Origin of the sequence: Enterobacter sp. Crenshaw (assembly GCF_024734705.1) — a bacterium.
GTDB classification, from domain to species: domain Bacteria; phylum Pseudomonadota; class Gammaproteobacteria; order Enterobacterales; family Enterobacteriaceae; genus Enterobacter; species Enterobacter asburiae_B.
The window spans coordinates 1900825-1924347 of record NZ_CP102932.1 but is presented as its reverse complement, the minus strand read 5'-3'; the positions used below and the strand labels follow the sequence as shown (position 1 = coordinate 1924347).

The window sequence follows — 23523 nt, the reverse complement described above, 5'->3', positions numbered from 1 at the left end:
TGTGGTTCCTGTATGTATTTATTAGCGTTTATCTAACAGTGAAGTAATGACATCGCCGCAGAACTGGATAATGAAAACGATGATCAGAATGGTCACCGTTGCCACCAGCGTGACGTCACCATGGTTGCGCTGGAATCCTTCCAGATAAGCCAGATTTCCCAAACCGCCGGCGCCAATCACCCCCGCCATTGCGCTGTAGCTCACCAGCGCAATGAGCGTCACCGTAATACCCGATACCAGTGCGGGTGATGATTCCGGCAGTAAAACCCGAAACACTAACGTGCTCAGTCGTGCGCCCATCGAGCGCGTTGCTTCGATGACGCCTTTATCCACTTCACGCAGGGCGATCTCCACCAGGCGTGCGTAGAACGGTGCCGCGCCCACAATCAGCGCCGGCAGCGCCGCGTTGGCGCCGAGAATGGTGCCGACGACGGTCTTGGTGAACGGGATCAGCAGGACAATCAAAATGATGAACGGAATAGAGCGGAATACGTTCACCACAATCGAAATCACGCTGTAGACCGTGCGGTTGTGGAACAGCCCGCCGCGCGCGGTTAAAAACAGCGCCAGCCCCAGCACGATGCCCAGCACAAACGTCGCCACGCCGGACAGCGCGGTCATGTATAGCGTCTCCAGCGTCGCCGCCCAGAGCTGATCCCACTTGAGATGCGGAAAGAGATTCTCAGCCATGTTTAATCACCTCGCCTTCAATATCGCTGTGCTGCAGGTCGGCGAGGATATTGTTCAGTTGTTCATCGGATGCCACGACATGCACCCAGAGCTGACCAAACACACCGTGGGCGGTTTGCGTCATTTTCCCGTGCAGGATATTAAACGGCAGGCCGTAGCGCAGGGTCAGTTCACCCACGATCGGCTTATGAGTGCTGTGCCCGGTAAAGGTCAGCCTGATGACCGTGCCTTCCAGATCGTTTGCCAGTTCGGTATTGAAGGTTTCCTCCTCGGCATACTGGCTCACCTGGCGGACAAACTGCTGCGTAATCGGCTGCTGCGGATGGGTAAAGACGCTCAGCACGTCGCCCTCTTCCACCACTTTACCGTTCTCCATCACCGCCACGCGGTCGCAGATTTTGCGCACCACGTGCATCTCGTGGGTGATCAGCACGATGGTCAGCCTGAAGCGGCGGTTAATATCCAGCAGCAGATCGAGGATCTGATCGGTGGTCTGCGGGTCGAGCGCCGAGGTGGCTTCATCGCAGAGCAGCACGTCAGGGCTGTTAGCCAAAGCGCGCGCAATACCCACGCGCTGCTTTTGCCCGCCGCTCAGCTGGGACGGGTACGCATTCTCGCGCCCCTTCAGGCCGACCAGATCCACCAGCTCGGCGACGCGCGCCTTGATGCTGGCTTTTGGCACACCGGCGATTTGCATCGAGAAAGCGATATTCTCGCTCACCGTGCGCGACCACAGCAGGTTGAAGTGCTGGAACACCATGCTGATTTTCAGGCGCGTCTGGCGCAGCGCTTCACCCTTTGCCGCAGAGATATTCTGTCCGTTAATGGTCACGCTTCCGGCGCTGGGTTTTTCCAGGCCGTTCAGCAGACGAATCAGCGTGCTTTTCCCGGCTCCGCTGTAGCCGATAATTCCGTAAATCTGTCCCTGCTCTATCGTCAAATTGACGTTATCAACGGCAGTCAGCGCGACCTTTCCGTTGTCAAAAACCTTCGAAATATTCCTGAGTACAATCATTCTTATTCTTTATCCGTTTCGCGCATGGCTGTTTAGCAGTATGGATGTCCAAACGATAGTAAACAGGCGTTATCAGCTTTCAAATGAACAAAAAAGAATTTGTTATAACTTTCGGAAATAAACAGCGGATTTACAGGGTGGGAAGCATTTAGACCAATTTCAGCAATGATTATCTGCCGGATGCATATCTGCTGGCAGATGCCCGCGTAAAACGCTCATTTTTGCAGCATTTCATGCCGGTATAGCCATCCTCACATCCAGACAACTTTACGTCTTGCTGTCCTGACATCCAAAAATGGCATTTATATTCTTTTCTGTTCTAAAGAGCAGTGAATGGTTCTTTATTGCGAAAATTTCGCCGCTCTATCATCCCGTCATGACATCCAGAAAGGAAAACATCATGACGATTTATCACTCCGTCACTGAACTGATTGGTCGTACCCCGCTTATCCAACTGCACAAGCTTGATACCGGTCCCTGCTCGCTGTTCCTGAAGCTGGAAAACCAGAATCCGGGCGGCTCTATTAAGGATCGCGTTGCGCTGTCGATGATTAACGAAGCGGAGCGTACCGGCCAGCTGCAGCCGGGCGGCACGATTATTGAGGCGACGGCGGGGAATACCGGTCTCGGCCTGGCCCTGATCGCCGCCCAGAAAGGCTACTCGCTGATCCTGGTGGTGCCGGACAAAATGAGCCGCGAGAAGATTTTCCACCTGCGCGCGCTGGGTGCCCAGGTGGTGCTGACCCGCTCCGACGTTAACAAGGGCCACCCCGCCTATTACCAGGATTACGCCCAGCGCCTGGCCAACGAGCTGCCCGGCGCGTTTTACATCGACCAGTTCAATAACGAGGCCAACCCGCTGGCGCACCGCACCACCACGGCACCGGAACTGTACGAGCAGCTTGACGGGCGGATCGACGCCATCGTGGTGGGCGTCGGCTCAGGCGGTACGCTGGGCGGCCTGCAGGCGTGGTTCGCCGAGCACTCTCCGCACACGGAGTTTGTCCTGGCAGATCCGGCCGGATCGGTTCTCGCCGACCAGGTGGAAACCGGACGCTATCACGACGCGGGCTCCTGGCTGGTTGAAGGTATTGGCGAAGACTTTATTCCGCCGCTGGCCCACATTGAAGGGGTGAATCGCGCCTGGCGCATTACCGACCGCGAGGCCTTCACCACCGCGCGCGATCTGCTGAAAACGGAAGGCATTCTGGCGGGCTCCTCCAGCGGCACGCTGCTGGCGGCCGCGCTGAAATATTGCCAGGCGCAGACCGCGCCGAAGCGCGTGGTGACCTTCGCCTGCGACAGCGGCAATAAGTATCTCTCGAAGATGTTCAACGATGACTGGATGCGTCAGCAAGGGCTCATCACGCGCCCTCAGGCCGGCGATCTCTCCGACTATATCGCCCTGCGCCACGATGAAGGCGCCACCGTTACCGCCGCCCCGGACGACACGCTTTCCACCGTACTGGCACGCATGCGCCTGTATGACATCTCCCAGCTGCCGGTGCTGGAGAACGGCAAGGTGGTGGGCATTATCGACGAGTGGGATCTCCTGCGGCACATCGGCGGCGACGGCGACCGCTTCGCGCTTCCGGTGACGGCAGCCATGACGCGTCAGGTGGAGTTTCTTGATAAACACGCCCCGGAAAGCGCCCTGAACGCCATCTTCGACCGCGGTCTGGTGGCCGTGATTAATGACAACGACCGTTTTCTCGGTCTGATTACGCGCAGCGACGTTCTGACCGCCTGGCGCAACCGTCTTCAGCAATAAAGGAATCAATGATGAAAAATCTGGCCACCCTCAGCGTACACAGCGGCGAGTTCAACGACCAGCACGGCGCCGTCATGCCGCCGATATACGCCACCTCAACGTTTGCGCAACCGTCACCCGGCGAGCATACCGGCTATGAGTATTCCCGCAGCGGCAACCCTACCCGCCATGCGCTGGAAACCGCCATCGCCGAACTGGAAGGCGGCACGCGCGGCTACGCCTTCGCCTCCGGTCTGGCGGCCATCTCCACGGTGCTCGAACTGCTGGATAAAGACAGCCATATTGTCGCCATTGATGACGTTTATGGCGGGACGTATCGCCTGATTGAAAACGTGCGCAAGCGCAGCACCGGCCTGCAGGTCAGCTGGGTTAAACCGGACGACTTAGCCGGTCTCGAGGCCGCCATTCGCCCGGATACCCGCATGGTGTGGGTCGAAACGCCAACCAACCCGCTGCTGAAGCTGGCGGATCTGGCGGCCATTGCGGCGATCGCCCGCCGTCATAACGTCATCAGCGTGGCGGATAACACCTTCGCGTCACCGGTGATCCACCGTCCGCTGGAGTCAGGTTTCGATATCGTGGTGCACTCCGCCACCAAATACCTGAACGGCCACTCTGACGTGGTGGCCGGGCTGGCGATTGTCGGGGACAACAGGGAACTGGCGGATAAGCTGGGCTATCTGCAAAACGCGGTAGGCGGCGTATTGGATCCATTCAGCAGCTTCCTGACGCTGCGCGGTATTCGCACGCTTGCTTTGAGGGTAGAAAAGCACAGCACCAACGCGCTGGCGATTGCGCAATGGCTGGAGCAGCATCCTCTGGTCGAAAAGGTGTTCTATCCCGGCCTGGAATCGCATCCGCAATATCAGCTTGCCCGCACGCAGATGGCCCTGCCCGGCGGGATGATTTCCGTGGTGGTAAAAGGCGATGCGCAACGCGCCACCGAGGTGATTCGCAACCTGAAGCTGTTCACCCTCGCGGAAAGCCTCGGCGGTGTGGAAAGTCTCGTGAGCCAGCCTTACAGCATGACGCACGCCTCGATTCCGCTGGAGCAACGCCTGGCAAACGGCATTGTGCCGCAGCTGATCCGTCTCTCAGTCGGGATTGAAGATCCGAAAGACCTGATTGCCGACCTCAGCCAGGCGCTGCAAAAATAAGCAAAACGCGGCAGGTCAATCACCTGCCGCCATAAGTTGTCATCATGGCTTAACGCCTTGATAACAATATTATGTGAAACTGCACAGATTATTTCTGAAACACCGTTTCCATTTTCCTTTTATCTTAAAATCAGCGTATAATGCGCGCCTAATCCCTGGTGAATGGTTTCAGCGCTTGGAATACGAAAAACAACGTACAACTTCTCCTCTCCTTCGTTGGGCTGTCACTCAGGCACACTTTCTTCTGCACGCTCATTTGATGTCTCCTATCCTTAGTGCGTGTCATATACTCTTTTGCAACACAGGTTTGACTCCGCGGCGGTGCGCCCCCGGAGCGAGATTTCCATATCCTTCCCAACTTAAAGACTAAGACTGTCATGAAAAAGACGAAAATTGTTTGTACTATCGGCCCGAAAACCGAATCTGAAGAGATGCTGACCAAAATGCTGGACGCCGGCATGAACGTGATGCGTCTGAACTTCTCCCACGGTGATTACGCAGAACACGGTCAGCGTATCAAGAACTTGCGCAACGTAATGAGCAAGACCGGTAAAAAAGCTGCGATCCTGCTGGATACCAAAGGTCCAGAAATCCGCACCATCAAACTGGAAGGCGGTAACGACGTCTCTCTGAAAGCGGGCCAGACCTTCACCTTCACCACCGACAAATCCGTTGTCGGCAACAGCGAAATCGTTGCAGTGACCTACGAAGGATTCACCAACGACCTGTCCGTCGGTAACACCGTGCTCGTAGACGATGGTCTGATCGGTATGGAAGTGACCGCCATCGAAGGCAACAAGGTTATCTGTAAAGTGCTGAACAACGGCGACCTGGGCGAAAACAAAGGCGTTAACCTGCCGGGCGTCTCTATCGCACTGCCAGCACTGGCCGAAAAAGACAAACAGGACCTGATCTTCGGTTGCGAACAAGGCGTTGACTTTGTTGCGGCCTCCTTCATCCGTAAGCGTTCAGACGTGGTTGAAATTCGTGAGCACCTGAAAGCGCACGGCGGCGAGAAGATCCAGATCATCTCCAAAATTGAAAACCAGGAAGGCCTGAACAACTTCGACGAAATCCTCGAAGCGTCTGACGGCATCATGGTTGCACGTGGCGACCTGGGCGTAGAAATCCCGGTTGAAGAAGTGATCTTCGCGCAGAAGATGATGATCGAGAAATGTGTTCGCGCGCGCAAAGTGGTTATCACCGCAACGCAGATGCTGGACTCCATGATCAAAAACCCACGCCCAACCCGCGCAGAAGCAGGCGACGTGGCTAACGCCATCCTCGACGGTACTGATGCCGTTATGCTGTCAGGCGAATCCGCAAAAGGTAAATATCCGCTGGAAGCGGTGTCCATCATGGCCACCATCTGCGAACGTACCGACCGCGTAATGAAAAGCCGTCTGGACTACAACAACGACAGCCGCAAGCTGCGCATCACCGAAGCGGTATGCCGTGGTGCAGTAGAAACAGCTGAGAAACTGGAAGCACCGCTGATCGTGGTTGCGACCCAGGGCGGTAAATCTGCTCGCGCGGTGCGTAAATACTTCCCGGATGCGACTATCCTGGCGCTGACCACCAACGAAACCACGGCTCGTCAGCTGGTGCTGAGCAAAGGCGTGATCCCTCACCTGGTGAAAGAGATCGCGTCTACGGATGATTTCTACCGTCTGGGTAAAGAAGTGGCTCTGGAGCTGGTTGATCGTGGTCTGGCACAGAAAGGTGACGTTGTGGTCATGGTTTCTGGCGCGCTGGTGCCAAGCGGAACCACCAATACCGCATCTGTTCACGTGCTGTAATAATTCCCGAACGAATTAATTTTGATAAAAAGCGCCCTCCGGGCGCTTTTTTTATTCCTGGCATTAGCTAAAGTCATTCAAATTGCAAATCGGGTTTTTCTATTTAATTGCGAATTATCTAAGATGAATCCGATGATAAATGCCTTTTTTTACATAGATTTTTGCTCAAAAAGGGCCGATTCGATGCTTCTTTGAGCGAACGATCAAAAATAGGTGTATTCCCATCAAAAAAATATTCTCAACCCAAAAAACTTTGTGTAATACTTGTAACGCTACATGGAGATTAACTCAATCTAGAGGGTATTAATAATGAATCGTACTAAACTGGTACTGGGCGCGGTAATCCTGGGTTCTACTCTGCTGGCTGGTTGCTCCAGCAACGCTAAAATCGATCAGCTGTCTTCTGACGTTCAGACTCTGAACGCTAAAGTTGACCAGCTGAGCAACGACGTGAACGCAATCCGTTCCGACGTTCAGGCTGCTAAAGACGACGCAGCTCGCGCTAACCAGCGTCTGGACAACCAGGCTACTAAATACCGTAAGTAATAGTACCTGTTAATAAAATGGCGCACATTGTGCGCCATTTTTTTTGCCTGCGTCAAACGGCTACTGCGTCACCTTCTCCCCTTCATCTTCCGCTACCGCAGCGGACACCCGACTGTTCTGCACCGATAACACGCTATTGCTGGCCGACGGGCCGCTCTCTGACGACACGATAACCGGGATCCCGGCGCGGCGCGACAGGGCTTTCTCGATCAGCGCCTTATCGCTTCCCGCCTGAGAAACAAAGGTCGCAAAGTCGGCGGAGTGGGTAATGGGCGAGACCTGCGGGTTTTCTCCCTCAGCCTGCGCCAGCGGGCGGTGGACTTCAATATAGCGTTTACCATCCGGCTCCACGGAGAACTTCACGGGTTCATTGATAATCTGTACCCGCGTGCCAACCCGCACCTGTTCAAACAGGGCTTTAATGTCCGGGGCGTTCATCCGCATACAACCTGAGCTGACGCGCAGACCAACGCTGTCCGGCGCGCTGGTGCCGTGGATGAGATATTCCCCGTTGCCCACGCCTAAACGCAGTGCGAAGCGTCCCAGCGGGTTATTTGGCCCGGCAGGTACCACCGGCGGTAATTTGATTCCCTGCTCCAGAGAGCGGGCTCTGATGCCCGGCGTGGGCGTCCAGGTGGGATTCGGGATTTTCTGGCTTACGCGCGTGGTCGTGACCGGTGTTTCCAGCCCCAGCTGTCCGATGCCGAGCGGGAAGACCTGAACGATATTTTCTCCCGGCGGGAAGTAGTAGAGCCGCAGCTCAGCGAGGTTCACCACAATCCCCTCGCGCGGCGTGTCCGGCAGCAGCATCTGCGACGGGATGGTAATGACGGTTCCCGGCGCCGGGTTGACTGGCGCAATGGTATTGTTCGTTTCCAGAATCACCTGCGCCGCGGTATTAAACCGGCGGGCGATGGTCTGCAGCTTATTATCCCCTTCCTGTATCGTGTAGGTTTGATTTTGCCCAATCAGGCGACTGCCTGCGGGCGGCAACGGATAGTCCATCGCGCGGGCCGAATTAAGTGCGCCGAGCGAACTGAGGAGTAATAGAGTTATGAGAGACGCGCGCTTCATGCTGAGATTCCTTATTCACTGGCAGGACGCCAGAAAGCTGAAAAACCAGCGAGGCGGGAACCACCTCGCGAAACAGAATGAATGCTGTTCTGTAAGTCTAGCTAAGGATTGCAGCTTTGGCGCGAATCGCGCGAATCATCGCTTCGAGTCCCTGGGAACGAGACGGGGTGAGGTGTTGGGTCAGGGCCATTTTTTCAAACCACGGACGGACATCAAACGCGACAATATCCTGCGCCGACATCCGGTGGTAAAGAATAAAGACGACCGCAATAAGCCCTTTCACAATGGCCGCATCGCTGTCGCCGTGCAGTGCTATCGTGCCGTCGTCAGACTGTTCCATCACAATCCACACCTGGCTCTGACAGCCCTGAATAATATTTTCCGGGTTATGCGCCTCTTCACCGAGCGGCGGCAGACGCTGCCCCAGCTCGATGATATACAGGTACTTCTCTTCCCAGTTTGCGCAACGCCCAAAGTTGCGCAGCAATTTGTCTCTGTCCGGCAGTTCTGCCATCTTTTGCCTCTCCGTTAGCCCAGCAGCTGGTGAATACGCTTAAGCCCCGCCACCAGCCTGTCGACCTCTTCCGTTGTGTTGTACATCACCAGCGACGCGCGGCACATTGCCGGCACCTGGTAAAACGCCATCAGCGGCATGGCGCAGTGGTGCCCGGTACGGACCGCCACGCCGTAGTTATCGAGGAAACTGCCCACGTCATAGGCGTGATGTTTCCCGAGATTGAACGCAATCACCCCTTGCCGGTCGGCAGGCCCGTAGAGGGTCAGATCCGGCACGCTGGCAAGCTCGGCAAGCGCATAGTGCATCAGCAGCTGTTCGTACTCCTGAATGCTTTCAAGGCCGATTGCGGAGACGTAGGAGACCGCCGCCCCCAGCCCGATAATCCCGCCGGTATTGGGCGTGCCCGCCTCAAAACGCCACGGCGCGCGCGCATAGGTGGTGCCTTCCGTCAGGCTAACGGTGGCGATCATCGATCCGCCCCCTTCCCACGGCGGCATCGCCTGCAGGATATCTTCTTTCACGTACAGTACGCCAATCCCGGTCGGCCCATAGAGCTTGTGGCCTGAAAAGACGTAGAAATCACAGTCCAGCGCCTGAACGTCAACCGCGTGGTGCATCACCGCCTGAGCGCCGTCAATCAGCACCTTCGCGCTGGCCTGGTGGGCTTTTTCGATAATCTCTGCCACCGGGTTTTCCGTCCCGAGCACGTTAGAGACCTGGGTGACCGCCACCAGCCGCGTTTTATCATCCAGCAGTGCGTCGAGCTGCTCAAGCTGCAGCGTCCCGTCAAGGTTAAGCGGAATGACCCGCAGCTGCGCGCCAACGCGCTCACAGAGCATCTGCCACGGCACGATATTGGCGTGGTGCTCCATCTGGGTGATGATGATGTTATCCCCCGCGTGGACCTGCGCGTTGCCCCAGCTGTTAGCGACTAGGTTGATCCCTTCGGTGGTTCCGCGCACGAAGACCAGCTCCTCGGGCGATTTCGCATTGAGGAAGGCGGCAATTTGCGTGCGCACGTTTTCCATACGCTGGGTCGCCTCGGCGCTCAGGGTATGAATACCGCGATGCACGGCGGCGTAGCCGTGGCGATAAAACTCGGCTTCCGCATCCACTACCGGGTTAGGCTTCTGCGCGCTGGCCGCGCTGTCCAGATAGGCCAGAGGAAGACCGTTTACTTCACGGGTCAGAACCGGAAAATCTGCCCGTACTTTCTCGACGGGAAAACTCATGCTTCGCCTCCAGGCAGACGCTGACCGATACGCGCCAGCACCTGCTGTTTCAACTGACCATCGTTCAGCGCTTCCGTCAGTTCGGCGGCAAACGCATAGATAATCATTTTCTGCGCCGCCTGCTGGTCGATACCGCGGGAACGCAGGTAGAACATCTGCTCGTCGTCGATGCGCCCGACCGTCGCACCGTGGCTGCACTTCACGTCGTCGGCGTAGATCTCCAGCTGCGGTTTGGTGTCCACTTCCGCCAGGCGACCTAACAGCAGATTGTTGTTGGTCATCTGACCGTCGGTTTTAATGGCGTGCTGCGCCACGTTAATCAGTCCGTTAAACACCGCGCGCCCTTTATCACTCACGATAGTTTTGTGCAGCTGGCGGCTGTTGCAGTAGCCTTTGTTGTGCTCAAGCCAGGTGCGCGTGTCGCACACTTCAGATTTAACCGGCATCGCCAGGCTGTTGATGCGCAGCGTGGTGTTTTCACCGTTAAGCTGCGTGCTGGTGTTGTGGCGCAATACCGACCCGCCGAGCAGGAAGCTGTGGCTGTACGCCGCGGCATCCTGACCCAGCACAATGTCGTTATGGGCAAAGTGGTGGCTCTGCGCATTCTCAAACGCCAGCTTGACGTGGTGAAGCTGGGCATTGGCGGCAACGTTCATCGTCAGACGCGATCCGGTAAAGTGCCGGATATCGTTGAGGCTGACGTAATGTTCGATTACCCTGGCCTCCGCCCCCTCCGCCAGCTCAAGATGGTGGCGATAGTGCGCGGTGTTGATTTCGTCGCCGTCCAGACCCTGGGTGATGTGCATCAGCAGCAGCGGTTTTGCCGGACGCTGGTTACGCTTCACGCGGATATGCGTCACGCTGCGGGCCAGGCTCTCGGTTAGGTGCAGGAAAACCTCAGGCTGAACCGGGGCGCTCAGGGGCTGGCGATCGTCGTTTATCTCAATCTCAAATCCGCTCCCCTGAAGGGCGTCGCTCAGCTCCGGACGGAACTCACCGTCGACAAACACCAGGCGCACGGCGTCCACGGTTACGGCCAGCGCGTCACGCTGCGCCGGGGTGAGATCCGCCAGACGGGTCACGAACTCGGCGTTCAGCAGGCCGTCAAGCGGGGTGTATTTCCAGTTCTCATGCTTACGCGTCGGCAGGCCGAGACGCAGCATCTGCTGCAGATGCTGCTGCGCCTGCTCAGAGCGCGTGCCGCCCTGGGCTTCAAACAGCCGGTGCCACTGCTGGAGCGCATTACTGCTGTTCGGTAAGCCAGCCATAGCCCTGCTCCTCCAGTTGTTTAACCAGCGTGAAATCACCGGATTTCACAATACGCCCCTGGTAAAGCACGTGAACGTAATCCGGCTTAATGTAGTCCAGAATGCGCTGGTAGTGGGTGACGATAATGAACGAACGCTTGCCGTCGCGCAGGGAATTCACGCCGTCAGCGACAATCTTCAGGGCGTCGATATCCAGACCGGAGTCGGTCTCATCCAGAATGCACAGCTCGGGCTCCAGCACCGCCATCTGCAGAATGTCGTTACGCTTTTTCTCGCCGCCGGAAAAGCCAACGTTCACCGAACGGGTCAGCAGATCTTCCGGCATCTTCAGCAGCTTGATCTTCTCTTCCATCAGGTCCTGGAAGTCAAAGCGATCCAGCGCCTCCAGGCCGCGATACTTGCGCACCGCATTCAGCGCCGTCTGCAGGAAGAACTGGTTGCTGACGCCCGGAATTTCGACCGGGTACTGGAAGGCCATGAAGATGCCCTCTCCCGCGCGGTCTTCGGGCGACATCTCAAGCAGATCTTTGCCGTTAAACTCCACCGAGCCGTGGGTTACCTCATAATCTTCGCGCCCCGCCAGCGTCGCAGACAGCGTACTTTTTCCGGAGCCGTTCGGCCCCATGATGGCGTGAACTTCGCCCGGCCTGACGTCAAAATTGAGGCCACGCAGGATGGCTTTGTCTTCTACGCTAACCTGTAAATCTTTAATGCTTAACATGTGCTTTCCTTAACCGACGCTGTGTTCAAGACTAATGGCGAGGAGTTTCTGGGCTTCAACGGCAAATTCCAGCGGCAGTTCAGAGAACACGTCCTTACAGAAGCCGTTAACGATCATCGAGATGGCGTCTTCTTCACTGATCCCGCGCTGCAGGCAGTAGAAAAGCTGATCTTCCCCAATCCGCGACGTCGTCGCCTCGTGCTCAAGCTGGGCCGTGTTGTTACGGCACTCGACGTACGGGAAGGTATGCGCCCCGCAGTCTGCGCCAATCAGCATCGAGTCACACTGGGTAAAGTTTCGCGCATTGGTGGCCGTCGGCATGATTTTCACCAGCCCGCGATAGCTGTTCTGGCTATGCCCGGCAGAGATCCCTTTCGAGATGATGGTTGATTTGGTGTTTTTACCGATGTGGATCATCTTGGTGCCGGTATCGGCCTGCTGATGGCCGCTGGTCAGCGCCACTGAGTAAAACTCGCCGATGGAGTTATCCCCGCGCAGAATGCAGCTCGGGTATTTCCAGGTGATGGCAGAGCCGGTTTCTGACTGGGTCCACGACATCTTGCTGTTTTCGCCTTCGCACAGCGCGCGCTTGGTGACGAAGTTCAGGATACCGCCGGTATTGCCGTCGCCCGGGAACCAGTTTTGCACCGTGGAGTATTTCACCTCGGCATCTTTGTGGATGATGACCTCCACCACCGCCGCGTGCAGCTGGTAGCTGTCGCGGACCGGGGCGGAGCACCCTTCGATATAGCTGACGTAGCTGCCTTCATCCGCAACCAGAATCGTGCGTTCGAACTGGCCGGTTTTTTCGGCGTTGATACGGAAATACGTCGACAGCTCCATCGGGCAGCGCACGCCTTTCGGCACATAGATAAAGGTGCCGTCAGAGGCTACCGCCGCGTTGAGCGCCGCAAAGAAGTTGTCGTTAGAGGGCACCACGGTCCCAATGTATTTTTTCACCAGTTCCGGATGATCGTGAATCGCTTCGCCGAAGGAGCAGAAAATGATCCCCTGCTCTGCCAGCTTCTCGCGGTAGGTGGTTGCCACCGAGACGGAGTCGAAAATGGCGTCCACCGCCACCTCTTTCCCCTCACGCACGGGCACGCCAAGCTGGTTAAAGGCTTCTTCCACCTCTTTGCTGAGGAAACTGTTCTCCGCACCGGTTTGCTGCACCGCGCCGGGCTGCGAGGCGCAGGTATCGTCACAGCTGCCGCAGGAGGGCGCAGAATAGTAGCTGTAGTCCTGATAGTTCAGCTTGTCGTAGTGCGCTTTCAGCCAGTGCGGTTCTTCCATCTCCAGCCAGGCGCGGAAGGCGCTCAGGCGGAACTCCAGCATCCACTCGGGCTCGTTGCGTTTCGCCGAGATCGCCCGGACGACATCTTCGTTGATGCCTTTCGCCAGCTCATCGGTCTGCAGCTGGGTGAAGAACCCCTCTTTATAATTGAGGTGCCCACCGCCCCAGGTATTTACATCACTCGTTGCTTCAGTATTACGAGACATAGTACCGCCTATACCCCAAAGCTTTCGCCGCAGCCGCATTCGTTCTGGGCTTTCGGGTTATGAAATTTGAATAACTGGTTTAAGCCTTCGCGGACGTAGTCCACTTCGGTGCCGTCAATAAACGGCATGGCCTGCAGCGCGACGTACAGCTTCGCGCCGTCAGTCTCGAACACCAGGTCATCTTTCTCGGGTTCGGTGACGGTATCGAGCACGTAGCCGAAACCCGCGCAGCCGGTCTGTTTGACGCCTAAACGCACGCCAAGGATCTCGGGCTTTTTCGCCACCAGATCGTGAATATGTGCCGCCGCCGCTGGCGTGAGCGTTAAGCCGCGCCAGGCAAAATCGGCAGGATTAAAGGTTTCTGAATGCAGTTCCATAGGTCCACCTCATCTGATAAGCCATCAGGGCATAACACCATGTTAGTGATAACGATTATCACTTCAACCCTCTGTCAGCAGGGGCATTCGGCTAAACCGCCCTTTTTGCCTACTTTTATTAAGCATAGACCCTGTGAGAGGATGCAGTCAGGATGGATGTATTTGTTCAATGCATTGATTAATAATGCATTTCGTCGCGGCATTTATGACAGGGAAGAGAAAAGTAAAATATGCATCGGAAATGCCTATTTTTGAGATAGCTTTTGCTCAGAAAATGACAAAAACAAAAAAAGGCCCTCAAGGCCTCTGTTAATCAGTGATGAAATGAGACAGCAAACCCCTGTTCACGCCAGTGGTCGAGCTGTTCCTGCTGGCGAGGCGTTGGGGATTTCCCCGTCCAGACGAAGATTTTTTGCCCAGGGAACAGTTCAGGACGCGGCGAATCAATAGGTTCCGCCAGGACGTCAATGTGCCAGCCCTTCTGCGATAAGCGCGCGGCTTCCAGCCACAGGTGGGTGCGGTCATCGCATTCCCAGCCAATCAGGAGGGCGTCTTTACCAGCTTTTTTGCGGGATTCCGCCAGGCTTGCAATCGCGAATTCGATCAGGACGCCGTCAAACAGGCTCGCCATGTGGCGCACGGTGTTTTGATCCTGATTCATGCGCTGACGAACGGGAGAAATAATATTGTCAATCAGCGCATCTATCGCGTGATCGCGGCGGAATTCGCCCATTTTGGCGCGCAGCTTTGCCGGGCTGGCGTAACGCAGAACGGTCATCATCTCTTCCTGGAACGAGACCCAGTTGCCCTGAGTCAATACTTCTTTGTTTTCCAGCAAGGCTTTGACTTTTCCGACCGAGACGCCGCTTTTCATCAGGCGCTTGATCTCTTCTATGCGGAGGATATCTTCATCGTCAAACTGACGATGACCCCCTTCACTGCGCTGCGGCTTCAACAATCCATAACGGCGCTGCCAGGCACGCAGCGTAACGGGGTTGATACCGCATCGTTCGGCCACTTCGCCGATACTGTAATAGGCCATTAACTCCCTCACGCTCAGAACTTCCATACCTAACTGCACCAACCTTATCAGATTGTACACACCATTTGTATAACTAAGACCGCATTTTGCTCAGGTGAATGGGCTACTCCTCCCTTCACCTGTTAATACATTGTTGTATAAAAATTACCATTCGTACAGTTAACTCTGCCGTAATGTGTACAGCTTTATCAGAAGTCGAACTTTTTCTCCGGCCACGCAATCGCGGGAATACCGCCGTGTCGCGGGCTGGCAAAAAGATGTCCCTGGAACTGGGAAATCCCGGCGGATTCCAGCCACATCCACTCTTCAGCCTTCTCTACTCCTACCGCGCAGAACTGGATCTCAAGCGAGGAGCAGCATTTAATAATCGCCTGAATAATGGCCTGTCGGGGGCCACTTTTATGCACGTTCGCGACCAGATCGCGATTAATCTTAATTCTGTCCGGCTGGAACTGCGCCAGCAGCTGCAGCCCGGCAAAACCGGCGCCAAAGTGATCGATCGTCACGCTGATACCCGCGCTTTTTAACTGCCTGACCGAATCCGTGAATTCATCAAAACGGGAAATGGCTTCGCTCTCGGTGAACTCCACCACAATTTGCTCGGGTACAAACCCATTGGCTTCAATCGCGGTGAGCAGGAAATCCACGGCGTTGGGAATGTTGACCAGCGTCATGGGCCGCAGGTTGAGGGATAACGTCTGGTCCTGTAGCCCCAGCGCGCTGGCCATGGAGAGCGCCACCTGCTTGCTGTGTAAATCAGAGGCGTACACCTCGTCACGCGGCAGATTGGCAAAGTAATCTCCCGGTGCGCCGCCGTCAGGCGTGCGGAGAAGCGCCTCCCAGGAGACGACCTGCTGCATAAACGGATCGACTATCGGCTGGAACGCAAAGCTGCAATCCGCCCCTTTCGCGACCACTTCGGGCTGCGCGGACAGGCGCGTTTCTTCGCGAACGAACTCCCAGGAATCCGCAGGCGGCAGTTCAAAATAGTTCGCTTTTTCCGTGGCCTCGACAAAGGTGCGGAAAAACTGCAGCGGGCGGTCGTTATACGTCAGCTGATAGCGTGTGGTCCCCCTGTTGAGCACCTGCTGCAGCACTTCTTCCCTGTCGAAGTGGCGCAAATCAAAAAGCTCCATGCCCACGTTGCCAAAACGCCGGACAGGTCCGTGATCGCGCATCAGCTCCACCACGTTATGGTGGCGCGGGTCGTTGCAGATCTGCTCATAGATAGCAGAGACGTGTTCCACTGGCCCTTCAAGCAGCTGAAAAAAATGTGTGCCGTTAAACAGCAGGATCCCCGTGACATTGGATTGCCGGTTTTTACTATTTGCTGCAGCGACCATGGCTTCCAGCGCTTTCACTGGAACGTCCTCGCAGATATGGCTGCGGTAAATGATGGTTGTGAGCATGCGATTCCTGGGGTTAGGGTTTTGGCCACAAAAAGGTGGATAAGTATCATTTATAGCACATTCATTGCCTGACAAATAATTTACATCTCAATCATTTACGGCAGTTAATGAAACATTTTTCTGCGCTGTACAACTTACCAGTGCCAGACCTTTTTGTACAATATATCCTGTAACATTACCGGTTCATACCAACTAATTAACCATCTGAAAATAAAGCAATTTATAAAATATATCATAAAAATATTAAAAATCTGTACATTTTAAGTGTACAGATTTAAGAATTGTGTATACCTTAATTGTAACGTTAGTGATTACAAAATTTTACAGGAGCGAAACATGCAGCAGAAAGGTTACGCCACAGATTCCGCAGCAGCGATCGCACAGTACTTCGAAAAGGCGGCGCTTCCTACTCAGCAGGAGACGCTGGGCCAGGTGGTTGTCGAAATCCTCAGCGACGGGCGAAACCTGAATCGCAAATCGCTCTGTACCAAACTGCTCAGCCGCCTCGAAAGGGCCGATGGTCCGGAAGAGGAAGAGCACTACCACATGCTGCTTGGTCTGCTCTTCGAACGGTAACGTGATGAATAGCAGTGACGCAGACCGACTGATCGACACGCTTATCGGTGAAGCCGTTCTCTCTCTTCTGAAAGAGCGGGGGCCAGTGACAACCGAAGGATTGCTGCAGCGTCTGCGGGTAATGAAAGAACATGAAAAGGATCCCCGGCGGCGGGAGACACTTGCGGTGGTGATTGCCGAGATCGGCTCAAACAGCATCGCCTTTACACGTCGCAGAACCGCGCAAGGACGAACGAACAGAGAGGGACCTCTCAACGATAACAGAGACAATGTAGTGCCGTTATTTGGAAGTGGAAAACCGTCCGACCCCAAAAAAATACATTGACTGCAATTTAACAGCTACGGTGAGAACAAATGAGACAAAATATTCAGCTTCAACCCGAATACCACTCTGCTTTTTTAGACAGTGCGCTGGCGGAATATTTCCGTCATGCAGGCGATCGTTTTGCTGAAGAGTCCGCTATTTTTTCTACTGCAGTACGCTGTGTTCTGGCCTCCGAAGGCCATCTGTCCAACAAAGCGATCATCCTCTGGCTCATTCAGACGCTGGAAGCGACCCGTGACGTTGTCCAGGCGGATGTGATTCGCAAGACGCTGGAAATTGTCGTGGGCCACACCATGGACGACCTGTAATTTCACGGCTCCTCATCCTGCTTTCGTGTCATCGTCAAAACTGACGAACAGCCTGACGATGACACGCGCCTTCCCCGCTTAACACCCTGTAAAACCAGCAAAGCCAATCTGGCACGGTTCCTGCTTACCTCCGTGTACGGGACTGGATTTTCCAGTCAACTTTGCTTCATTTCTTAACAGGTCTGTTATTGATGAAAAAGATCGCCAGCGTCTGCCCCTACTGCGGTGCAGGCTGTAAATTAAACCTTGTCGTTGAAAATAACCGTATCATCCGTGCCGAAGCCGCAGAAGGCGTCACAAACCAGGGCACCCTGTGTCTGAAAGGCTTTTACGGCTGGGACTTCCTCAACGATACCCGTCTGCTCACCCCGCGCCTGACCCAGCCGATGATCCGCTACCATAAAGGCGAGGCATTCACTCCCGTTACCTGGGAAGAGGCTATCCGCTACACCGCGCACAAACTCAGCAGCATTAAAGCGCAGCACGGGCCGCGGTCGATCATGACCACCGGATCCTCTCGCGGAACCGGCAATGAAACAAACTATGTGATGCAAAAATTTGCCCGCGCGGTGCTGAACACCAACAACGTGGACTGCTGCGCGCGCGTCTGTCACGGCCCTTCCGTGGCCGGTTTACAGGAAACGCTCGGCAACGGCGCGATGAGCAACTCAATCAGCGATATTGAAAACTCAAAATGCCTGCTGGTGTTTGGCTATAACTGCGCGGACTCCCACCCTATCGTCGCCCGACGCGTGCTGAAAGCGCGGGAAAACGGCGCAAAAATCATCGTCTGCGATCCGCGACGCATTGAAACGGCGCGCATCGCCGACCAGCATCTGCAGCTGAAAAACGGCAGCAACATGGCGCTGGTAAACGCCTTTGGCTACGTGCTGCTGGAAGAGGAGCTCTACGACAAAAGCTACGTGGCGCGCTTTACCGAGGGGCTTGAGGCCTATCGCCAGACGGTGAAAGACTATGCGCCGGAGAAGGTTGAGCATCTTACCGGTATTCCCGCCCGCGACGTTCGCCAGGCGATGCGCACCTTCGCGGCGGCCCCTTCCGCCACCGTGATGTGGGGGATGGGCGTGACCCAGTTTGGTCAGGCCGTGGATGTGGTCAAAGGGCTTTCCAGCCTGGCGCTGCTGACCGGCAACCTCGGGCGCCCTGCCGTCGGCGTCGGTCCCGTGCGCGGGCAAAACAACGTTCAGGGCGCCTGCGATATGGGCGTTCTGCCGAATATGTTCCCGGGCTATCAGGATGTGACCGATCCGGCGGTCAGGCAGAAGTTTGCCGATGCCTGGGGAATTGACGCCACTAAAATGGACGATCGGGTCGGGACGCGCATTACCGAGGTGCCCCATCTGGCGCTGGAAGGCAAGGTCAAGGCCTACTACATCATGGGGGAAGATCCGCTTCAGACCGAAGCCGATCTCGGTCTCGTTCGCAGCGGTTTTGAGGCGCTCGACTTTGTGGTGGTTCAGGACATCTTTATGACCAAAACGGCAGAAGTGGCGGACGTTCTGCTTCCTGCCACCTCCTGGGGTGAACACGGCGGCGTCTTTACCTGTGCCGATCGCGGATTCCAGCGTTTTGGCAAAGCCATTGAGGCCAGCGGCAACGTGAAGCGCGACTGGGAGATTATCAGCCTGCTCGCCACCGAGATGGGCTACCCGATGCATTATGACTCCAACCAGCAGATCTGGGACGAGATGCGCGAGCTGTGCCCTCTCTTCTATGGCGTGACGTATGAAAAAATGGGCGAGATGGGCCACGTGCAGTGGCCGTGCCCGACGCTGGATCATCCGGGAACGCCGTACCTGTACAAAGACAATCAGTTCGACACCCCAACCGGTAAAGGGCAGCTCTTTGCCGCACCGTGGCGCGCGCCGGCGGAAACCCCGGACGCGGATTTCCCGCTGGTGCTGTGCACGGTGCGTGAAGTGGGGCACTACTCCTGCCGCTCGATGACCGGGAACTGCGCCGCGCTGCAAAGCCTGGCCGATGAGCCGGGCCGGGTGCAAATGAACCCAGCCGATGCGCAAAGGCTGGGCATCGCGGAGGGCCAGCTGGTCTGGGTGCGCTCGCGTCGCGGCAAAGTGATTACCCGCGCCAGCATCAGCGAGCGTATCAACGCCGGGGCGGTCTACATGACCTATCAGTGGTGGATTGGCGCCTGCAACGAGCTGACCCAGGATAATCTCGATCCCATCTCCAAAACGCCGGAAACGAAGTACTGCGCGGTGCAGCTGGAGGCGATTGAGGACCAGCGCTGGGCGGAGGATTTTGCGGCGTCGGCGTATCAGTCCATGAAGTCGCGGCTGATCAACGCCGTCAATGTCTGAGGAAAATATCGGGTGGCGTCACCGCCACCCGATACTGAATTGCAGACACAAAAAAGGCCGCACTCGCGGCCCTTTTATTCTCATGTACTCAATGGACGTGAACGCCCAACCGCCAGGCAAAATAGATCTCTTCTTTCAGTTCATTCGAAGAGAGCGCCAGCAAATCTGTAAATTCCAGCTCAAGCTGTTTCAGCTTTTTCAGGTACTGCGCCGGAGACAGGTTGCTCTTATCGCGACGTAAATATTCAATTGCCAGCTGTGTTGGGGTTATTTCAGTATCCATGATGTCCTCGCTTATGTACAAAACCTGACCAGTATATCACAACGGACTGGCTAGTTTTTGACCAAAGGCAAAACATCTGAAAACTTTACACAACCGCCGTGGTCAGCCGCGACGAGCAGCACAGGCGATCCTGCTCATCGAGAATATCTATCTGCCATACCTGATGGCGGCTTCCGGCGTGCAGCGCGCGGCAAACACCGCGCACGCGCCCGCTGCGCACCGAGCGAATGTGGTTAGCATTCACCTCGAGTCCGACAACCTTCTGCTCCCCGTCGGTGCAGAGATAGCCCGCCACCGAGCCCAGCGTTTCGGCCAGCACGACGGAGGCCCCGCCGTGCAATAAACCAAACGGCTGGTGGGTGCGACTATCGACGGGCATGGTGGCCTCAATCTCATCGTCGCCAATGCGGATAAACTGGATATCCAGCAGCCCCACCATATTCCCCTCGCCCATGGCGTTCAGCGCCTGCAGCGTCACGGCACGTTTCCAGATCATCCAATTATCTCCAGTAAAGCCTGCAATGGGTGACGCACACCGTTACCTTCTACCCGTTTTACCTGGCTGCGGCAGGAGTAGCCCGTCGCCAGACAGCGGTTTCGCGGCAAACGCTGCATCGCCTGATGCCAGGACAGCTCATAGATGCCGAGCGAGTTGGCGTGGTTTTTCACTTCGTGTCCGTAGGTTCCGGCCATCCCGCAGCAGCCTACGTTGACGCTCTCCAGCTTCGCACCGAAGCGGGCAAAAACGGACGCCCACTGCGCGGGGGCACCCGGCAGCGCGGTCACTTCCGTGCAGTGGCCGAAGAGATACCACGGTTCACCGCTGACGTCCTGAACGGCCTTATCTGCCAGCGCCACCGGAAGCCACTCATGCACCAGCATGACGTTGAAATCACCGCGCTTATCGCCCAGCGTCTGCTTGTATTCATCGCGATAGCAAAGCACCAGCGCCGGATCGACGCCAACCATCGGTATCCCGAGTTGCGCCACGCGGTTTAAGAAGTCAGACGTTTTCTGCGCGGTCTTCGCAAAACGGTTCAGGAAACCTTTAATGTGCTGCGCCTTGCCGTTGGGAGAGAACGGCAGCACAACCGGCTGGTAACCCACCTTCTCCGCCAGACGGACGAAATCGGCCACGACCTGCGCATCGTAGTAGCTGGTGAACGGATCCTGCACCACCAGCACCATATTGCCTTTTTGCTCCGGAGTGAGCGCCTCCAGCTGTTCCAGAGTCATGTTCGCCGAACGGTGACCGACGAGCTGGCGCTGCAGAGACGGGACCGACAGCAGCGGCAGATCGACCATGCCGATGTGTTTTTCGGAGAGCTTGCGCACCAGCGGCTGGTTGATAAAGAAGTTGAAGGTCTTTGGCGCACGCGCCATCAGCGGCGCGTAGCTTTCCACCGTCGCCACCAGATGGTCGCGCACCGGGCGGAGGTATCGGGTGTGGTAAAGCTGCAGGAAACGCGAGCGGAACTCCGGCACGTCGATTTTAATCGGGCACTGGGTGGAGCAGGCTTTACAGGCCAGACAGCCGGACATCGCCTCTTTCACCTCGTGGGAGAAATCATACTCGCCCTTGTTGGCATGCCAGCTGTTGCGGGTGCGCTCAATCAGCGAGCGCAGGCTGGCCCGTTTTTCCGGCAGCTCCTGCTCCAGCTTGAGCGGATCCACCCCGCGGTCGGCCAGCAAACGCAGCCACTCGCGCACCAGCGTCGCCCGCCCTTTCGGCGAGTGAATACGGTTGCTGGTGATTTTCATCGACGGGCACATCGGGCTTTTCACATCAAAGTTAAAGCACAGGCCATTGCCGTTGCACTCCATCGCGCCGCGCCAGGACGAGCGCACCGCAATAGGGATCTGCCTGTCGTAGGTGCCGCGCTTGACGGCATCCACCTGCAGCATCGGGGCATCAACACCCTCAGGCGGGCAGATTTTACCCGGGTTGAGGCGGTTATGCGGGTCGAACGCCGCTTTCACCTTACGCAATTCCGCGTAGAGCTGTTCGCCGAAGAATGCCGGGCTGTATTCCGCGCGGAACCCTTTCCCGTGCTCCCCCCACAGCAGACCGCCGTATTTGGCGGTTAAGGCCACCACGTCGTCGGAGATCTGCTTCATCAGGATCTCCTGCTGCGGGTCGCACATGTCCAGCGCCGGACGCACGTGCAGTACCCCGGCGTCGACGTGGCCGAACATGCCATAGCTCAGGCCGTGGCTGTCCAGCAGGGCGCGAAACTCCACGATGTAATCCGCCAGATGCTCGGGCGGCACGCAGGTATCTTCGGCAAAGGGAATGGGCTTCGCCGCCCCTTTCGCATTGCCGAGCAGGCCCACGGCTTTTTTACGCATCGCATAGATACGCTCAATCCCGGCCAGATCGTTACAGAGCTGCCAGCCGATCACGCCGCCTTCACTCTGCGCTATCAGCTCGTCCAGCCGCTGGCAGAGCGTGGTGACCTGACGCTCAATCAGCTCCGCATCATCGCCGGCAAATTCCACGATATTAAGACCGAGCATCTCTTTATCCGGCACGTCGGTAATGAGGTCGCTTACGGAGTGCCAGACAATATCTTCCCGGGCCAGATTGAGCACCTTAGAGTCGACGGTCTCCACCGACAGCGCCTGCGCTTGCACCATAAACGGCGCATTGCGCAGCGCGGAGTCGAAGGAGTCATATTTGACGTTCACCAGACGGCGCACTTTCGGCAACCGGGTGATATCCAGCCGCGCTTCGGTAATAAATGCCAGCGTTCCTTCGGAGCCGGTCAGCACGCGGGTTAAATCAAACTGGGTCAGGTCATCGTTGAAGACGTGACGCAGATCGTAACCGGTCAGGAAGCGGTTCAGCTTGGGGAATTTATCGAGAATAAGCTGGCGGTTGTCGCGGCAGCGTTCCAGCACGGTACGATAGATGCGCCCGCTGGCGGTGTTGTCTTTGCCCAGCGTTTCCGCCAGTTCAACCGGCATCGGCTGGGTATCGAGGATATCGCCGCCCAGCAGCACCGCACGCACGCCCAGCACGTGATCGGAGGTTTTACCGTAGACCAGCGAGCCCTGTCCGGAGGCATCCGTGTTAATCATCCCGCCAAGGGTCGCGCGGTTGCTGGTGGAGAGCTCAGGGGCAAAAAAGTAGCCGTACGGCTTGAGATACTGATTAAGCTGATCTTTGATGACGCCCGCTTCGACCCGCACCCACCCCTCTTCCGGGTTGATCTCAATGATGCGGTTCATATAGCGCGACATATCAACAATGATGCCCTGGTTTAGCGCCTGACCGTTGGTCCCGGTGCCGCCACCGCGCGGCGTAAAGACCAGCGAGGCAAACCGCTCCTGCGTGGCCAGCCGGGCGATAAGCGCGACGTCGGCCGTTGAACGAGGGAAAACCACGGCATCGGGAAGAAGCTGGTAGATACTGTTATCGGTCGCCATCGTCAGCCTGTCGGCATAGTTCGTGGCGGTATCACCTGTAAAACCCTGTTGCTCCAGTGCTTGCAAAAAATTAAGCACCAGCTGAACGACGCCAGGTGCCTGAGAAATCTGTGGGATCATGACTGTCGACCCTAATTAGAGT

The 23523-nt window shown here is 56.4% G+C and carries 22 protein-coding genes; 8 read left to right on the top strand and 14 right to left on the bottom strand.

From position 1 onward, the window contains the following. Positions 1-21 precede the first annotated feature (21 nt). Both NWV12_RS09200 and NWV12_RS09195 read right to left on the bottom strand, forming a co-directional pair. Positions 22-690 carry a methionine ABC transporter permease gene (locus tag NWV12_RS09200; protein ID WP_008500617.1) on the bottom strand — a complete coding sequence of 223 codons (669 nt, stop codon included), beginning with the start codon at positions 688-690 and terminating at the stop codon, positions 22-24. Then, entirely contained in the window at positions 683-1705 is a 1023-nt protein-coding gene (locus NWV12_RS09195; protein ID WP_048979486.1) for a methionine ABC transporter ATP-binding protein, read from the bottom strand. The genes NWV12_RS09200 and NWV12_RS09195 overlap by 8 nt, the downstream gene beginning before the upstream one ends. Positions 1706-2105: 400 nt before the next feature. Here NWV12_RS09195 and NWV12_RS09190 point away from each other — a divergent pair, with 400 nt between their 5' ends. The 4 genes from NWV12_RS09190 (at position 2106) to lpp (ending at position 6978) form a co-directional block, all read left to right on the top strand. Then, positions 2106-3476, top strand: a complete 1371-nt coding sequence (locus NWV12_RS09190) for a cystathionine beta-synthase (protein WP_032657782.1) — start codon at positions 2106-2108, stop codon at positions 3474-3476. Positions 3477-3487: 11 nt separating this feature from the next. After that, positions 3488-4633 carry a PLP-dependent aspartate aminotransferase family protein gene (locus NWV12_RS09185; protein WP_045887795.1) on the top strand — a complete coding sequence of 382 codons (1146 nt, stop codon included), beginning with the start codon at positions 3488-3490 and terminating at the stop codon, positions 4631-4633. 377 nt (positions 4634-5010) lie between these two features. Next, positions 5011-6432: a pyruvate kinase PykF gene (gene pykF / locus NWV12_RS09180; RefSeq protein WP_101744513.1), complete on the top strand. Its 1422-nt coding sequence runs from the start codon at positions 5011-5013 to the stop codon at positions 6430-6432. Positions 6433-6741: 309 nt separating this feature from the next. Then, complete coding sequence (lpp, locus tag NWV12_RS09175; RefSeq protein ID WP_010430241.1) at positions 6742-6978, top strand: murein lipoprotein Lpp; 237 nt, start codon at positions 6742-6744, stop codon at positions 6976-6978. 60 nt (positions 6979-7038) lie between these two features. On the opposite strand, the gene NWV12_RS09170 is transcribed toward lpp, so the two are convergent. The 9 genes from NWV12_RS09170 to NWV12_RS09130 form a co-directional block, all read right to left on the bottom strand. Beyond that, positions 7039-8052, bottom strand: a complete 1014-nt coding sequence (locus NWV12_RS09170) for a L,D-transpeptidase family protein (RefSeq protein WP_039262109.1) — start codon at positions 8050-8052, stop codon at positions 7039-7041. Between the two features lie 97 nt (positions 8053-8149). Next, on the bottom strand, positions 8150-8566 hold the full coding sequence (sufE, locus tag NWV12_RS09165; RefSeq protein WP_028012869.1) for a cysteine desulfuration protein SufE: 417 nt from the start codon (positions 8564-8566) through the stop codon (positions 8150-8152). Positions 8567-8580: 14 nt separating this feature from the next. Then, positions 8581-9801 carry a cysteine desulfurase SufS gene (gene sufS / locus NWV12_RS09160; RefSeq protein WP_101744512.1) on the bottom strand — a complete coding sequence of 407 codons (1221 nt, stop codon included), beginning with the start codon at positions 9799-9801 and terminating at the stop codon, positions 8581-8583. Beyond that, the gene (gene sufD, locus NWV12_RS09155) at positions 9798-11069 is read right to left on the bottom strand and encodes a Fe-S cluster assembly protein SufD (RefSeq protein ID WP_048979484.1); all 1272 of its coding nucleotides are present in this window, start codon (positions 11067-11069) and stop codon (positions 9798-9800) included. The genes sufS and sufD overlap by 4 nt, the downstream gene beginning before the upstream one ends. After that, the gene (gene sufC / locus NWV12_RS09150; RefSeq protein WP_033145303.1) at positions 11044-11790 is read right to left on the bottom strand and encodes a Fe-S cluster assembly ATPase SufC; all 747 of its coding nucleotides are present in this window, start codon (positions 11788-11790) and stop codon (positions 11044-11046) included. Before sufC ends, sufD begins: the two co-directional genes overlap by 26 nt. A 9-nt stretch (positions 11791-11799) precedes the next feature. Continuing rightward, positions 11800-13290 (bottom strand): Fe-S cluster assembly protein SufB, encoded by a 1491-nt coding sequence (gene sufB, locus NWV12_RS09145; protein WP_039262105.1) that lies wholly within the window; start codon positions 13288-13290, stop codon positions 11800-11802. An 8-nt stretch (positions 13291-13298) separates the two neighbouring features. Next, on the bottom strand, positions 13299-13667 hold the full coding sequence (gene sufA, locus NWV12_RS09140) for a Fe-S cluster assembly scaffold SufA (protein WP_033145301.1): 369 nt from the start codon (positions 13665-13667) through the stop codon (positions 13299-13301). Between the two features lie 313 nt (positions 13668-13980). Next, complete coding sequence (locus NWV12_RS09135; protein WP_033145300.1) at positions 13981-14709, bottom strand: MerR family transcriptional regulator; 729 nt, start codon at positions 14707-14709, stop codon at positions 13981-13983. Between the two features lie 188 nt (positions 14710-14897). Beyond that, a complete protein-coding gene (locus NWV12_RS09130; protein ID WP_039262103.1) occupies positions 14898-16118 on the bottom strand; it encodes a diguanylate phosphodiesterase in 1221 nt (406 codons plus the stop codon). A gap of 336 nt (positions 16119-16454) precedes the next feature. Between NWV12_RS09130 and ycgZ the strand changes: the two genes are divergently transcribed. From ycgZ to fdhF, 4 genes are all read left to right on the top strand, one after another. After that, positions 16455-16694, top strand: coding sequence for a regulatory protein YcgZ (gene ycgZ / locus NWV12_RS09125; protein WP_029739771.1), 240 nt, complete (start codon positions 16455-16457; stop codon positions 16692-16694). A gap of 4 nt (positions 16695-16698) precedes the next feature. Continuing rightward, entirely contained in the window at positions 16699-17019 is a 321-nt protein-coding gene (locus NWV12_RS09120; RefSeq protein ID WP_033145299.1) for a hypothetical protein, read from the top strand. 29 nt (positions 17020-17048) lie between these two features. Then, positions 17049-17327 (top strand): biofilm development regulator YmgB/AriR family protein, encoded by a 279-nt coding sequence (locus NWV12_RS09115; protein ID WP_039262102.1) that lies wholly within the window; start codon positions 17049-17051, stop codon positions 17325-17327. 191 nt (positions 17328-17518) lie between these two features. Further along, positions 17519-19669 (top strand): formate dehydrogenase subunit alpha, encoded by a 2151-nt coding sequence (fdhF, locus tag NWV12_RS09110; RefSeq protein ID WP_048979482.1) that lies wholly within the window; start codon positions 17519-17521, stop codon positions 19667-19669. Positions 19670-19757: 88 nt separating this feature from the next. Here fdhF and NWV12_RS09105 read toward each other — a convergent pair whose 3' ends face one another. The 3 genes from NWV12_RS09105 to NWV12_RS09095 all read right to left on the bottom strand — a co-directional run bounded on the left by NWV12_RS09105 (position 19758) and on the right by NWV12_RS09095 (position 23501). Then, positions 19758-19952, bottom strand: coding sequence for a YdiH family protein (locus NWV12_RS09105; RefSeq protein ID WP_003857766.1), 195 nt, complete (start codon positions 19950-19952; stop codon positions 19758-19760). Between the two features lie 85 nt (positions 19953-20037). After that, positions 20038-20448, bottom strand: coding sequence for a 1,4-dihydroxy-2-naphthoyl-CoA hydrolase (gene menI / locus NWV12_RS09100; RefSeq protein WP_048979481.1), 411 nt, complete (start codon positions 20446-20448; stop codon positions 20038-20040). Further along, a complete protein-coding gene (locus NWV12_RS09095; protein ID WP_048979480.1) occupies positions 20445-23501 on the bottom strand; it encodes an FAD-binding and (Fe-S)-binding domain-containing protein in 3057 nt (1018 codons plus the stop codon). Before NWV12_RS09095 ends, menI begins: the two co-directional genes overlap by 4 nt. Positions 23502-23523: the final 22 nt, after the last annotated feature.

What these genes read in the sequence shown, in the direction of transcription:
- NWV12_RS09200 (WP_008500617.1), bottom strand. Translation starts at nt 690, where the DNA reads ATGGCTGAGAATCTCTTTCCGCATCTCAAGTGGGATCAGCTCTGGGCG.
- NWV12_RS09195 (WP_048979486.1), bottom strand. Translation starts at nt 1,705, where the DNA reads ATGATTGTACTCAGGAATATTTCGAAGGTTTTTGACAACGGAAAGGTC.
- NWV12_RS09190 (WP_032657782.1), top strand. Translation starts at nt 2,106, where the DNA reads ATGACGATTTATCACTCCGTCACTGAACTGATTGGTCGTACCCCGCTT.
- NWV12_RS09185 (WP_045887795.1), top strand. Translation starts at nt 3,488, where the DNA reads ATGAAAAATCTGGCCACCCTCAGCGTACACAGCGGCGAGTTCAACGAC.
- pykF (WP_101744513.1), top strand. Translation starts at nt 5,011, where the DNA reads ATGAAAAAGACGAAAATTGTTTGTACTATCGGCCCGAAAACCGAATCT.
- lpp (WP_010430241.1), top strand. Translation starts at nt 6,742, where the DNA reads ATGAATCGTACTAAACTGGTACTGGGCGCGGTAATCCTGGGTTCTACT.
- NWV12_RS09170 (WP_039262109.1), bottom strand. Translation starts at nt 8,052, where the DNA reads ATGAAGCGCGCGTCTCTCATAACTCTATTACTCCTCAGTTCGCTCGGC.
- sufE (WP_028012869.1), bottom strand. Translation starts at nt 8,566, where the DNA reads ATGGCAGAACTGCCGGACAGAGACAAATTGCTGCGCAACTTTGGGCGT.
- sufS (WP_101744512.1), bottom strand. Translation starts at nt 9,801, where the DNA reads ATGAGTTTTCCCGTCGAGAAAGTACGGGCAGATTTTCCGGTTCTGACC.
- sufD (WP_048979484.1), bottom strand. Translation starts at nt 11,069, where the DNA reads ATGGCTGGCTTACCGAACAGCAGTAATGCGCTCCAGCAGTGGCACCGG.
- sufC (WP_033145303.1), bottom strand. Translation starts at nt 11,790, where the DNA reads ATGTTAAGCATTAAAGATTTACAGGTTAGCGTAGAAGACAAAGCCATC.
- sufB (WP_039262105.1), bottom strand. Translation starts at nt 13,290, where the DNA reads ATGTCTCGTAATACTGAAGCAACGAGTGATGTAAATACCTGGGGCGGT.
- sufA (WP_033145301.1), bottom strand. Translation starts at nt 13,667, where the DNA reads ATGGAACTGCATTCAGAAACCTTTAATCCTGCCGATTTTGCCTGGCGC.
- NWV12_RS09135 (WP_033145300.1), bottom strand. Translation starts at nt 14,709, where the DNA reads ATGGCCTATTACAGTATCGGCGAAGTGGCCGAACGATGCGGTATCAAC.
- NWV12_RS09130 (WP_039262103.1), bottom strand. Translation starts at nt 16,118, where the DNA reads ATGCTCACAACCATCATTTACCGCAGCCATATCTGCGAGGACGTTCCA.
- ycgZ (WP_029739771.1), top strand. Translation starts at nt 16,455, where the DNA reads ATGCAGCAGAAAGGTTACGCCACAGATTCCGCAGCAGCGATCGCACAG.
- NWV12_RS09120 (WP_033145299.1), top strand. Translation starts at nt 16,699, where the DNA reads ATGAATAGCAGTGACGCAGACCGACTGATCGACACGCTTATCGGTGAA.
- NWV12_RS09115 (WP_039262102.1), top strand. Translation starts at nt 17,049, where the DNA reads ATGAGACAAAATATTCAGCTTCAACCCGAATACCACTCTGCTTTTTTA.
- fdhF (WP_048979482.1), top strand. Translation starts at nt 17,519, where the DNA reads ATGAAAAAGATCGCCAGCGTCTGCCCCTACTGCGGTGCAGGCTGTAAA.
- NWV12_RS09105 (WP_003857766.1), bottom strand. Translation starts at nt 19,952, where the DNA reads ATGGATACTGAAATAACCCCAACACAGCTGGCAATTGAATATTTACGT.
- menI (WP_048979481.1), bottom strand. Translation starts at nt 20,448, where the DNA reads ATGATCTGGAAACGTGCCGTGACGCTGCAGGCGCTGAACGCCATGGGC.
- NWV12_RS09095 (WP_048979480.1), bottom strand. Translation starts at nt 23,501, where the DNA reads ATGATCCCACAGATTTCTCAGGCACCTGGCGTCGTTCAGCTGGTGCTT.